The organism is Pseudomonas mangrovi (assembly GCF_003052585.1).
GTDB lineage: Bacteria > Pseudomonadota > Gammaproteobacteria > Pseudomonadales > Pseudomonadaceae > Aquipseudomonas > Aquipseudomonas mangrovi.
The window spans coordinates 417459-429790 of the sequence record NZ_QASN01000020.1 but is presented as its reverse complement, the minus strand read 5'-3'; the positions used below and the strand labels follow the sequence as shown (position 1 = coordinate 429790).

Annotated in this window: 12 protein-coding genes, 1 other RNA gene and 1 pseudogene; 4 read left to right on the top strand and 10 right to left on the bottom strand. The window is 63.7% G+C overall.

The features are described 5' to 3' along the window. Nucleotides 1-29: 29 nt before the first annotated feature. Complete coding sequence (locus DBO85_RS14715; RefSeq protein ID WP_108108369.1) at nt 30-866, bottom strand: sulfotransferase family protein; 837 nt, start codon at nt 864-866, stop codon at nt 30-32. A gap of 301 nt (nt 867-1167) precedes the next feature. Here DBO85_RS14715 and DBO85_RS14710 point away from each other — a divergent pair, with 301 nt between their 5' ends. Then, nucleotides 1168-1755 (top strand): phage tail protein, encoded by a 588-nt coding sequence (locus DBO85_RS14710; protein ID WP_108108011.1) that lies wholly within the window; start codon nt 1168-1170, stop codon nt 1753-1755. A 45-nt stretch (nt 1756-1800) separates the two neighbouring features. Beyond that, nucleotides 1801-2112 (top strand): DUF6916 family protein, encoded by a 312-nt coding sequence (locus DBO85_RS14705; RefSeq protein WP_108108010.1) that lies wholly within the window; start codon nt 1801-1803, stop codon nt 2110-2112. A gap of 98 nt (nt 2113-2210) precedes the next feature. Here the strand turns inward: DBO85_RS14705 and DBO85_RS14700 are convergent, their stop codons facing one another. The 6 genes from DBO85_RS14700 to DBO85_RS14675 form a co-directional block, all read right to left on the bottom strand. Next, nucleotides 2211-2702 carry a GNAT family N-acetyltransferase gene (locus tag DBO85_RS14700; RefSeq protein WP_108108009.1) on the bottom strand — a complete coding sequence of 164 codons (492 nt, stop codon included), beginning with the start codon at nt 2700-2702 and terminating at the stop codon, nt 2211-2213. A 9-nt stretch (nt 2703-2711) separates the two neighbouring features. Further along, entirely contained in the window at nt 2712-4808 is a 2097-nt protein-coding gene (locus DBO85_RS14695) for a biotin/lipoyl-binding protein (protein ID WP_108108008.1), read from the bottom strand. A gap of 1 nt (nt 4809) precedes the next feature. Further along, entirely contained in the window at nt 4810-6129 is a 1320-nt protein-coding gene (locus DBO85_RS14690; RefSeq protein WP_108108007.1) for an efflux RND transporter periplasmic adaptor subunit, read from the bottom strand. Then, nucleotides 6126-6905 carry an efflux RND transporter periplasmic adaptor subunit gene (locus DBO85_RS14685; RefSeq protein ID WP_108108006.1) on the bottom strand — a complete coding sequence of 260 codons (780 nt, stop codon included), beginning with the start codon at nt 6903-6905 and terminating at the stop codon, nt 6126-6128. Before DBO85_RS14685 ends, DBO85_RS14690 begins: the two co-directional genes overlap by 4 nt. Before the next feature lie 227 nt (nt 6906-7132). Next, complete coding sequence (locus DBO85_RS14680) at nt 7133-7654, bottom strand: DUF3087 family protein (protein WP_108108005.1); 522 nt, start codon at nt 7652-7654, stop codon at nt 7133-7135. 56 nt (nt 7655-7710) lie between these two features. Then, nucleotides 7711-8013: an ArsR/SmtB family transcription factor gene (locus DBO85_RS14675; RefSeq protein WP_108108004.1), complete on the bottom strand. Its 303-nt coding sequence runs from the start codon at nt 8011-8013 to the stop codon at nt 7711-7713. Between the two features lie 89 nt (nt 8014-8102). Here DBO85_RS14675 and DBO85_RS14670 point away from each other — a divergent pair, with 89 nt between their 5' ends. Both DBO85_RS14670 and blaOXA read left to right on the top strand, forming a co-directional pair. Beyond that, the gene (locus DBO85_RS14670) at nt 8103-9191 is read left to right on the top strand and encodes an NADH:flavin oxidoreductase/NADH oxidase (protein ID WP_108108003.1); all 1089 of its coding nucleotides are present in this window, start codon (nt 8103-8105) and stop codon (nt 9189-9191) included. Between the two features lie 290 nt (nt 9192-9481). Continuing rightward, nucleotides 9482-10264 carry a class D beta-lactamase gene (gene blaOXA, locus DBO85_RS14665; RefSeq protein ID WP_108108002.1) on the top strand — a complete coding sequence of 261 codons (783 nt, stop codon included), beginning with the start codon at nt 9482-9484 and terminating at the stop codon, nt 10262-10264. Nucleotides 10265-10410: 146 nt separating this feature from the next. On the opposite strand, the gene ffs is transcribed toward blaOXA, so the two are convergent. From ffs to DBO85_RS19745, 3 genes and pseudogenes are all read right to left on the bottom strand, one after another. Next, an RNA gene (gene ffs, locus DBO85_RS14660) (signal recognition particle sRNA small type) lies at nt 10411-10507 on the bottom strand. Between the two features lie 144 nt (nt 10508-10651). Then, nucleotides 10652-11431 (bottom strand): methyl-accepting chemotaxis protein, encoded by a 780-nt coding sequence (locus tag DBO85_RS19750; RefSeq protein ID WP_407681479.1) that lies wholly within the window; start codon nt 11429-11431, stop codon nt 10652-10654. 78 nt (nt 11432-11509) lie between these two features. Next, nucleotides 11510-12286, bottom strand: a pseudogene (locus tag DBO85_RS19745) (MCP four helix bundle domain-containing protein); the annotation flags it as partial. Nucleotides 12287-12332: the final 46 nt, after the last annotated feature.

Sequence of the window (12332 nt, the reverse complement as noted above, 5' to 3'; positions counted from 1 at the left end):
CGAACTTCTTTAAAAAATGAAAACCGCGATCAGCTGATCGCGGCGTCGGCTTTCATACGAATGACATTGGCAGCGCTGGCAGAGCCATCGAGCCAGAACGACAACTGGGCATACTTCTCGAAAAGATCCGGCGGCAGCAGGGTCCGTCGAGCGTGCGGCGCGACCCTGGGCTTGACCTTGTGCAGACCGGCAACACCCAGCGCCTGATCGAAGGCTGGTGCGTCGTAGCTCAGGTGATTGAAGTCATGCTCGAACCAGGGCTCGCCAATGAACTCGTAGACCAGCCGCATCACCCGCTCCGGCGCCTGACTCAACAGATCGTAATCAACGATCAGCAGTGAATCGGCGTTCTCGCCGTAATACGCCTCCTTGAGCGCCGTCCAGGCAAACCCCACCAGGCGATTGCGCTGGGCCAGGGTTTCGCAACGGCTGTAGACGGTACTGCGCTCGTCATCATCGTTGAACAGCTTGGTGTTCTCGAAGGGGTTGGCGCGGTAGAGACGCTCCAGGCTGTCGAGCACCCAGGCGACGTTGCGCACACAGGCGATGGTCTTGGCCTTGGGAAACAGGTCCTGCAACGCCGGCAGGCGCGAGCACCACTGGCGGTTGGTATCGAAGATGACCGGTTTGTCTGCCTTGTCGGCGTAGTAGGAGTCGAACAGGCCGCGCAGCAGGCGTCGACGCAGGTCTGTGTCGATCACCGAACCAAACTCGCTGCCGGCACTGCACTGCTGCAGGACGCTGCTGAACAGCGAGCCGACGGGACTGGTCATCCCCGCATGAAAGCGCGGATTCTGCAGGAGGATCGCGGAAAGCAGGGTCGAGCCGGAACGCGGCAAACCGGAAATAAAGTGAAACTGCGGCATCCCTTCACCAATGGTTTTCCATTTGTTGCGCAGAGCGTAGCCGAGGATGCCCTTGGCCGCATAGCCGCACCGGGGAATCAGACGCACCATCGCCATCAAAAAGATGGACGGTATCTGGCAGATGATTCGTCGAGGCCAATCAGGGTGTTTCTTCCCTTTTGCGAAGCAGGATGGAACATCCGGTCTACGCTCAGCGTGCGTGACCCATCCAGGGAATGAAGGAACAGGCTTCTCGCACTCGATTCATCCCCGGAGCCTGCCGGGCACTGCCCGACCACATCAACTGAAGGAAAAACACTCCATGGAAGTATTCGTCGGCACTATCCAGTCGTTCGCATTTAACTTTGCCCCCAGGGATTGGGCGCTGTGCAGCGGGCAGACGCTCAGCCTCTCGCAATACCAGACCCTCTTCGCGCTGATCGGAACCACCTACGGAGGCGACGGCCGCAACACCTTCATGCTGCCCAACCTGCAAGGCCGCCTGCCCATGGGCCAGGGCAACGGTGCGGGCCTGAGCCCGCGGCTCATCGGCATGGCCTCCGGCACGGAAAATGTCAGCGCCACCCTGGCCAACCTGCCCAGCCACACCCACACGCTCACGGGCATCACTGCCGAAACCACCGTACAGCTGGCAAACCCGGCGAGCAATCCGGTGAACACCCCGACGTCCAGCAATTCGTTCGTCGGAACCTCCGGCGGCGGGCCTGGGTCGGCAACCATCTATTCCGATCAGCAAGGAGCCTCGCCAGTGCCACTGCAAGGCGTGACCACCACCGTCAGCGGCTCGGTTTCCCCCGCTGGCAGCGGCACGCCGATGACGGTCATGAACCCCTTCCTGGCGATCAACTTCAGCATCGCCCTGCAAGGTATTTTCCCGTCCCGCAACTGATGACGCGCCGGAGGGCCAAGGCCCTCCGGCTTTTGGGAGCCGCTTATGCTGCAGCACGTTCACAGCCGCCATTTCCAGCCCCTGCTGGGCAAGACCCGCAACCTGCTTCTGCCTGACGGCAGTTGCCTGCCCATTCGGATCGAAACCCTTGACGAAGCGCCCCGGACGAAGATGCCGGACAGCGAACGCATGCCCTTCAGCGTGGAATTCAACAGCCTGGAAAGCACCGACTTCATCGACGGGCTCTGTGCGCTCGAGGTGCCGGAGTTGGGGAAACTCGAGGGCGTGTTCGTGTCGCGGATACCGCCCATGGGCAGAGACCCGGCGGTGGGGTATTTCTACATCGCGTTCAATTGAGCAAAAGTGCCCTCGAGATGGGCGAATTGCATTGCCGGTAGCTTCAGAAGTCTTTCTTCACCACCGGCTTGCGAATTGAATAACCGGTGAGGTGACACTCAGTTCCCCTTCGGGTACCACACCAGGCGCTCCGCCGCCGGGTTACGTTCCTCGACTTCAAAACCCAGCGCCAGATAGTGCTGGCGCGCGTGGGGGTTGCTGGCCCAGACCACGGTCGCTACCGGGCAGCGGATCTGCTGTGCAGCTTTCTGCACGCCTTGCAGCACTGCCCGGCCGTACCCCTGCCCGCGAGCCTGGGGGACAAAGGCCAGGTACAGCACCCGAATTTCATTGGGACCGAAATCGGCGCTCAAGGCACCGATAGCCGTACCGAGCTTTTCCACCACGTAGTGCAACGCATCGGGAAAGTTTTCCCCCATGCCCTGCTCCTGAATCTGGAACTGCTGCGCAACCAGCTGCTGAACTTGCTCAGGCTCACCATCGACCCATTGCAGATCCGGCCGCGCCGCCTGGTAGAGACTCTGCAAAAAAGGCCCATCGCTGACCTGTGACGGCCGCACCACCAATCCTTCCGCCGCAACCGACTTCATGCTCACTCCCTAGAACCCGCTTTCCCTGACGCCCAAGGCCGCCAAACGCCGCCAGGCCGCCCCGAAAATCGACTCACCCTGGCCCTGCAGTATCACCAGCCCACGCAACGGTTGCGTCGGGGCAGCGATGTCATCAACAGCGCTCAAGCGCACCCGATAGTGCGCCTGCACCGGCTCCGCCCGCTGCTGCGAGTCGCGGCGCACGGCAATCGGCCCCTGGTGATCGGAGGTCAGCGCCTCCAGCTCGATCCAGCCGACACCGTTGGTGTCGATCTCGTCCAGTTGCACGCTAATCGAGGGATGCATAGGGTCGTCCGCGATGAAGCGGCCGCTCGCGTCAGGCGTGATTCTCCACAGCTCGGCTTCGGTCAGGTAGCCACGCAAGCGGGAGCCGGACTCCACCACCCGGATCAGCGGTTCCCTCGGCGACAGCCAGCGCCCCTCCGCCAATTGCGGCAGCAAGTCGCGGACCTGACCGGCATGCGGCGCTCGCAACAACAGGCGCTCGCGCTGGGCGACCAGCCCGCGGTACTCGGCCACCGCCTCTGCCAGCTGCTGTTCGACGATGCCTGCATCGGCGGCAGTTTCGCTGCGCCCTGCCTGTCGGCGCATCTGCAACTGCTGAATCTCGATTTCCCGACGCACGATGATCAGCCGCGAGGCGATATCCGGCGACTCCAGCTCGACCAGCACATCACCCTGGGCCACGGTCTGACCGTCATGCACATTCACCTGCTTGATCCGGGCCGCCACCGGCGCATGCAGGACACTGGCACGCCCCGCCTCGAACATCGCCGGCACTTCCACTGAACTGCGCCAGGGCAACAGCAGCAGCAACATCGCCCCCAGCAATAGCAGGCCGGTAAGCAGTACGCGAGGGACGTGGGCGTGCTCCCGACGGCTCCACCATTGCCGGCCCTCATTGACGATGGGCATGAAAATGAACCAGACCAGCTCCACCAGCATCAGGAAAATGCCCAGCACCTTGAAGAACAGGTGATAGACCGCCAGCGCAATGCCAAAGAACAGCACCGCGCGCCACAGCCAGGCGCCATATCCCCACACCAGCAGACGGCGACGCATTTGCGGCGACCAGGGCTCCGGGGCAGCCGCGCCATAGCCGAACAGGGCTTCGCGCAGACGCCAGCGACAGAGGGCGAAAGCGCGCCCCTGCAGGTTGTCCACGCCCCAGAGATCGCTGAGCAGGAAGTACCCATCGAAGCGCATGAAGGGGTTCAGGTTGATGATCAGCGTGGTGATCCAGGTAGCACTGGCCAGCATGAACGCCGCGGTGCGCAGGGGTCCTTCCGGCAGCAGCGACCATGCCAGCAGCGCGACGCACGCCAGCAGCAGCTCCGCCAGGACCCCGCCGGCACCAATCAGCAATCGAGCCCGACGATCACTGACCCGCCACGCATCGCTGACGTCGGTGTAGAACATCGGCAACAGCACCATGAAGGCCACACCCATGCTCTGCACACGACACCCGGCACGCTTGGCCATGAAGGCATGACCGAATTCATGGCACAGCTTGGCAAACAACAACGCCACGCCGAACGCCAGCGCCCCCCCCATGCTGAACAGGTGCGGAAAGGTCGCCACGAAGCGCTGCCAGTCCCGCGAAACCAGAAACACGCCAAGAACCAGGGTCAGGGGAATTCCATAGCGCAGGAGGCCGGGGCCGAATCGCGCAAGCACAGGCCAGCAGCGATTGAGAAAGGCGTCCGGACGCCACAGGGGTATGCGAAAGAACAGGTACTGGTGCAGCAGGATCTGCCACAGGCTCTGGCGCTGGGCGGCCGCCTTGAGCTGATAGCTGTCGCGCTGTTGCGGGTCCATCGCACTGATCAGATCGTGGCCGCGCAGGAACTCCAGCAACTGCTCAAGCGACTCGCCATCGAGTGGCAGTCCCGGCTCACGGTTTGCGGCCTTCAGTACTTGCTGCGGATCGCCCAGAGACCAGTGTCGCAGCAGGCGCATCGCCGTTGCACCGAGCTTGAAATACCGTCCCCGCACCGGGTCGGCCAGGGTCCATTGCGGGGAGCCGTCCGGGTCCGGGGCCGCTGCGGACAATTGCAGGTCGGCACGCAGGCTCGGCAAGCCCACGCTACAGACCCACGCTCTGGCGCAGAGCCGCCAGTGGCCGACGCAGCAGATAGAGCGCCAGCGGCGCGCGCTCACCAAAGATCTTCGCCGTGCCGCGCAGACCTATGCGCGGCGCCTCGGCATCGAAGCGCGCGTCCAGCCGGTAGGCCAATTGTCCTGCCGCAGTAGGTTGCGCCTCGTAGGCCGAACGTTCGAGCCAGGCCAGATGCCGCTGTAGCGGATCGCTGTCGAGGAAAAGCGCCACTTCCGCACCCGGTTCCAGGGCGATCGCGTCGCCGACCGCCAGTTCGATGCGCAGCTCGGCCTGGTCAGGGTCGGCAATTTCCATCAGTCGCTCGCCGGTCTGCACCGGCTTGCCGAGCCAACGCTCGGCATCGGCAAATACCGCAATGCCGTCGCGCTCGGCGCGCACTTCACTGCGCTTGAGCAATTCAGCGGCATAGTCGCGCTCCGCACGTTTCTGTTCAACGCGTGCGGCCAGCAGGTCGAGCTTCGAGCTCGACTCGGCATCACTGAACGAGCGTTGCGAGTTGGCCTTGAGTTCCGCCTCGGCCACACCGAGCGCACGCTCCGCCACATCGGCCTGGGCCTTGAGACTGGTGCTTTCGAAACGCAGCAGCAGATCGCCACTCTCGACCGCCTGGTTGGGCCTGACCAGAAACTCCGAGATCACCCCATCCAGCGGCGCTGCCACCACCTGCCCGCCCAACGGGATGACTTCAGCCGGCGCCAGCACCGACTGCCGCACGGGGACCAGCAACACCAACAGCAACGACGCCAGCAGCGCCAGCTGCCGCTTGCGCGTCCAACGCAGGCGCCAGGGTTTGCGAGGCTGCAACGCCAGCCAGGCATGGCTATAGGTATCACCCAGCTGCGCCAGAAGCACTTGCTCGGGCGGGCTCCAGGGCAGGTCTCGGGCGAGCCACAAGCCGCCGAACATCTGACCCTGATGATCAATCAACGGCAGCCAGAATACCTGGCCGGCCGAGAGGCTGCGCCAGTCCGCCTGGATCGATTCGCTCAGTCCATCGATGGCAATCACCCGTGCCTGATTCAGCAGCCCCTGCTTGAACAACTGCGCGGCTGCCTGCTCGACAAAGGCTACGAATGGTGCATGAGGATCCACCGCGCTGACGCCTGTCACGGCCTGCACCCTACCGGCGATCAACAACGCGGCATGGCGAAAATTGAACAAGCTCTGGCCATCATTGACCAGGCTGTAGGTCAGTTGGGCCGGCGTACGTGCTGCACGGGTCTGCCGCTCCAGATCGAGGAAGCGGGCAAACGCCTGCTCGGCACTGCCCGTGATCGGTGCGTTCACTTGAACTCCGGAAAATGCGCCGTGCCACTCATGCCAGAGAGCAGGCCAGTGGCATCGGGCACGCTTGCTACCAGCAGCAAGGTCTGGCTGCCTTCGTCGATGCGCGCGCCGAGACGCTTGATCGTCGCCTCCAGCGGCTGGCCGGTCTCATCGGGGACAAAGGTGAAGGGCTGCCCGGGCTTGAGTTTGCCCATCCAGCGCGACGGCACCAGCAGATGGATTTCCAGCGTTCGATTGTCCACCACATCCAGCAGGGGCGCGCCGGCCGCCACGCTTTCATAACGCTGGACCTCGCGCGCCACCACCTGCCCATCAAACGGAGCGACCACGCTGCAGCGCCTTACTTGCACCTGATAAACCTGAGACTGCGCCTGGGCTTCGCTGAGCCTGGCCTCGGCCCTCGCCACCTCAAAGCGCCCCACCGAATTCAGGGCAGCCAGTTGCCGGTTGTGTGCCAGCTCTTCCTTGGCACCCCGACTCGCTGCCTGGGCCGCATTGAGCTGAGACTGATACGCCGAGCAGTCGAAACGCGCCAGGGTATCGCCCTTCTTGAATGACTCGCCCTCACTGAACGGCAACTCGATAATCCGTCCGGCCAACTCGCTGGCCAAGACTGCCTGATCCCGCGCCCGAAGCACCCCGCGCGCCTCGTTGCCAGTCGACACAGCAGCGCTGAGGCTGCCATCGAGCAGCGGATCATCGGCAGCAGACGCCTGTGTCTGAACCCCGCACGTTACAAGCGCCAAACCCACTACCCAACCACTCAAGTGCCGCATGACCGCTACTCCCTGACGATGGGCGGAGTCTACGACAGCGGTGGAGAGCGTCAAGGAAATAGCCGTGAGGGAAACCTCTGGAAAGACTGGAGGTGTGGCCTGCAGCTGACGCAGCAAAGTCGTTGCAAAACCGCAGTAGTGCTGGCCAGGCAACGGCCCAAGTGCAGTCCAGGGAAATCGCCCCCAATCGGCCAGAGCAACCTCAGGGCCATGGCCAAACCCGGCACTCAGGTCTTTTTCAGCGTCTCGATCCAGCTCGGCTCAAAGCGTGTCTGCTCGATATCCAACCCAAGCGCCAGCATGCGCTCGCGATGCGCGTCGATCTCGCGCACCATCTGGCTGAGGGCACTGGAGTTGCCATCGAGCTGATGCATCTGGGTCAGCCCCAGGTGATAGAAGCGCAGCACCTGCATCGCCAGCGGATCACCAGCCTCGACACCACGCGTGACCCGATGCATCGCGTTGGTGACGCGCATCAAGCTGCGCTTGAGCCGCCAACCGTAAACCGCCGGCGCCATCCACGGCTGCGACCAGAGCTTGAAGCGCACCAGCGCAATCGTCAGCAACAGACCGACAAGCACGCCGCCTAGGTTCCAGCGAAAATTGTCAGCCTCTGCCGAGCCGAACAGCATCACTGCAGCGGTCGACAGCGCCATCGCCAGCGCGGCGAAGATCAGCAGGAGCAGCATGGCAATGCGTCGGGTCTGTCGCCGATAGATTTCGGGGTCGAACGGACTGATCTCGAACATCGCAACAATCTCCGGGCTGCAGGGAGGGCTCGCACATGCAGGCGTGCGCGAATGGTTCAGGAGGTACTGGCGAGGACCGCGGTCAACAGTCCTGGGAAGCGACTGTCGATGTCGGCCCGCCGCAACGAGTTCATGTGTGTGGTGCCGACGCTCTGGGTGCGCACCAGACCGGCGTCGCGCAATACCCGGAAATGATGCGACATGCTCGACTTCGGTCGGCCGCCGTCGAGTTCGCCGCAGCTGGCCTCCTCCACGTTGGCCAACCGGCAGACGATTTCCAGGCGCACCGGATCGCTCAACGCGTAGAGCACGCGCTCGAGCACGAAGTCGCCGACGTCTGGATGTTTGAAAGGTCGCATGGCGCCGGATGATACACAGGGGTTTACCTTGCATCCATAGTTCCAATATTATCGAACTACAGTATCAACCAACCCACAGGTAATTCCGCATGTCTGCGCTCTTCCAACCCTTTAGTCTCAAGGATGTCACCCTGCGCAACCGCATCGCCGTACCGCCGATGTGCCAGTACTCCGCCAACGATGGTCTGATCTCCGACTGGCACCAGATCCATTACGCCAGCCTCGCCCGCGGCGGCGCAGGCCTGGTCATCGTCGAAGCGACCGCGGTAGCGCCGGAGGGGCGCATCACTCCGGCCTGCGCCGGTATCTGGAGCGACGAGCAGGCCCAGGCCTTCGTTCCGGTGGTGCGCGCCATCAAGGCTGGCGGCGCCGTGCCCGGCATCCAGATCGCCCACGCCGGCCGCAAGGCCAGTGCCAACCGCCCCTGGGAAGGCGATGACCATATTGCTGCTGCAGATCCGCGCGGCTGGCAGCCCCTCGGCCCATCCCCTGTTGCCTTCGGCGCACACCTTGCGCGTACCCCGCAGGAAATGAGCGTCGACGACATTGCCCGGGTCCGCGACGACTTCGTCGCCGCAGCACTGCGCGCACGCGAGGCCGGCTTCGAATGGCTGGAGCTGCACTTCGCCCACGGCTACCTGGCGCAGAGCTTCTTCTCGCCGCATGCCAACCAGCGGACCGATCAGTACGGTGGCAGCTACGAGAATCGCAGCCGCTTCATTCACGAGACCTTCGCTGCGGTGCGCGAGGTCTGGCCGGCGCACCTGCCGCTGACCATCCGCTTCGGGGTCATCGAATTCGATGGCGAGGACGAGACCACCCTGAGCGAATCCATCGACCTGACCCGCCGTCTCAAGGCCGACGGCCTGGACATGATCAGCGTCAGCATCGGCTTCAACACCCCTGCCGCACGTATCCCCTGGGCACCCGGCTTCATGGGGCCGATTGCCGAACGCGTACGCCGCGAAGTCGATATCCCGGTGTCTTCGGCCTGGGGCTTTGGCGAGGCAAAGATCGCGGAACACGCCGTCGCGTCCGGGCAACTGGACCTGGTCATGGTCGGCAAGGCGCATCTGGCCAACCCGCACTGGAGCTATCAGGTGGCGCGCGAGCTGCAGATAGAGCGCCCGTCCTGGACCTTGCCTGCGCCCTACGCCCACTGGCTCGAGCGCTACTGAGCCTTGTGCAACAAGGCGCCCGCAACGGGGCGCCTTGCTCAGTCAGCCATCCTGGCCGCACCCAGCGATGCGAAAGCCAGGTCTCGCTGTGCTATCGACAGCGACTTCAATCCGCACCGCACGCGCATATGCCGCTGGCAAAAATCCCTTCGTACTGTTGGCCCGGCCTAGATACGCACGCCCCTGCGGCACGAGACATGGCAAACTTCTGCGCCCGGACCGACCAGCAATTGCGTCCTGCAATCCAGCGCCGGTCATCTGTCGACCCAGCACCTTGCGGAGACCCCTTCATGAAATCACTGCTTGGCACCCTCGCCCTCTGGCTGCTCGTGCAGAGCAATGCCCTGGCCTGGGAAGACAGCGCAGCCATCTCCGAGCTGTTCCATGAGCAGAACATTGCAGGAACCTTCGTGCTCTACGACGTGCAGACGCAACGCCTGGTCGGTCATGCACAGGAGCGCGGCGAAAAGCGCTACGTACCGGCGTCAACCTTCAAGATTCCACACACCCTGATCGGGCTGACGGTCGGTGTTGTCGCCGATGTCGACCAGGTGCTGCCCTACGGCGGCGGCAAGCAGGCATTCGCCAGCTGGGAACGGGACATGCCGCTGCGCGAGGCCATTACCCTTTCCAACGTGCCGGTCTACCAGGGCATGGCGCGCCGCATTGGTCTGCAGAGGATGTCCGACACCCTTGCCTTGCTGGACTACGGCAACGGCAACATCGGGACAATCGTCGATAGGTTCTGGCTGGATGGGCCACTCGAGATCAGCGCCGTCGAGCAGGCCCGCTTTCTTGCGCGCCTGGCTGCCGACGAGCTGCCAGTGCCGCCAGAGCATCAGCGCAGCACGCGCGAAATCCTCCTGCTGGAACAGGGCGAAGGCTGGAAGCTGTATGGCAAGACCGGCTGGCAGAACGCTCCCGACCCAGGCATTGGCTGGTGGGTGGGCTGGGTGGAAAAGGAAGGTCAGATCTACAGCTTCGCCCTGAACATCGACATGCGTAGCGCCGAGGATGCAGCAACGCGCCTTGAACTGGGTCGCGCGAGCCTGCGGGCGCTGGGCATTCTCTGACTACCCGGCGCGGCCGGAGCTGCGCTGCCAGCGATCTGCGCGTGGCAGAAACCGGCCTGCCGTATCAATCCGTCGCAAGGCAGCGCGATATCAGGTGCGCCCGCAACGGACAGGCCCGACAACTCTCCACCCCAAAATGGAGATGGCCCCGCCAGCCACACCCCGGCACACGATGTCACCGCTGTGGCTGCTCCCTTCCGGGCCTGACCAGGTTCACGGTTAATCATTGCGGGGGGACCGGAAGGGCCACCATAACGAAGCCCACCTGACGGTGGGCCGCGCCATTGTACCGGCTTGCAGACAAGTTACAACCGCCTGCCGGGTGAAAATGCGAGCCGCACCAGGCACTTGCCTGCAACCCACGGATCGGCGCGACTGGTGCCCGGGTCAGACGCGAAAACGTCCGACCAGTTGCGCCAGGTTGCGCGAGGCCTCCGAAAGATTCTGGCTGGCGCGGGCGCCCTGCTCGGACATCTTCGCCGCCTGGTTGGACAGGTCACTGATGTCGCTGATGTTGCGCGCGATCTCTTCGGTCACGCTGCTCTGCTCCTCGCAGGCGGTGGCGATCTGCGCGGCCATGTCGTTGATCCGCTGCACCGAGTCACCGGTGACGCTCAGCGCCTGATCCACGCCGGCGGCCTGTTCGACGCTGGCGCGCGCCTTGCCACTACCACTCTGCATGGCCTTGACCGCCTGCTGCACGCCGCTCTGCAGACGCTCGATGCGCTGCTGAATGTCCTTGGTCGACTCCTGGGTACGCGCCGCCAGGGCGCGGACTTCGTCAGCGACGACGGCGAAACCACGGCCCTGCTCGCCGGCTCGAGCTGCCTCAATGGCGGCGTTCAATGCCAGCAGGTTGGTCTGCTCGGCAATGCCCCGGATCACTTCCAGCACCGCGCCAATGCTCGAGGTTTCCTGCTCCAGGGTGCGAATGGTGTCGGACGCGCCCTCCACCTCGCGTGCCAGTTCGCGAATCGAGTGAATGGTCGCACTGACGACCTGAGCACCTTCCCGCGATTGCGCTTCGGCATCGCGCGCGGCATCCGCGGCGTTCTGCGCATTGCGGGCGACCTCATGCACCGCAGCGCTCATCTCGGTGGCGGCAGTGGTCACCTGATCTACCGCTACGTGCTCGTCATTGATCAGCCGGTCATTGGCCGCTGCCATGTCGGCCATGCCGCGCGCCGACTCGGCCACCTCGCCGGTAACCCGACCCACCTCGGCAATCAAGGGCTGCAGCTTGTCGAGAAAGCGGTTGAAGGCATCGCCCAGCTGGCCCAACTCGTCGGCGGAAGTAACTTCGACACGCACTCGAAGATCACCATCACCTTCGGCGATCTGTTCGATGCGATGCAGCAGACGATGCATCGGACGAATCACCAGCGCCGGGAAACCGATTACCAGAACCAGACAGCCCAGCACGCCAACGAGGACGATGGCGCCTTGCTGGAAACGATTGGACTGACCTTCGGCAATCGCCTCGCTACCCTCGCGTCCGGCCGCCGAATCCTCCAGCTCGCCGAGTTTGTCTATCGCGCCGCGCATGGCGTCGAACGCCGCCTCGCTCTCGCCGAAGCTCAGTTGGCTGGCTGCCGCAGGGTCGGTCTGGCTCAGTTGCACCACCTGCAGGGAAAGCTCTTTCCAGCGCGCATAACCGCGATCAAATTCCGCGACCAGACGCAGCGCCTCCTCCCCCGGCTGCATCGCCGCGTACTTGTGCACGCGCTCGTAGGCCTGCTGGAGGTTTTCCGCGTGCGACGCCCGCAGCGCCTGAATATGCGTCTGACTGCCCTCGCCGAGCATGCTGCGCTCGGCGACGAACGCCTGATAGAGGTCACGGTCGGCATTCAGCAGGACGCTGATGGCAGGCAGATAACGGTTGGTGAGGCGGGTACTGGAGTCGACACCCTGATCGATGCCGCGCATGCCCAGCACACCCATCAGGATCAGCAGGATGGCCAGACAAATGATCGGCAGGGCGATCTTCCAGCGAAAGGCGAGATCGGTGAACAAGCGAAACATGGACGTGCTCCGGCAGAGAAGGCAGTGTTCTTGTATCGACCAGCAT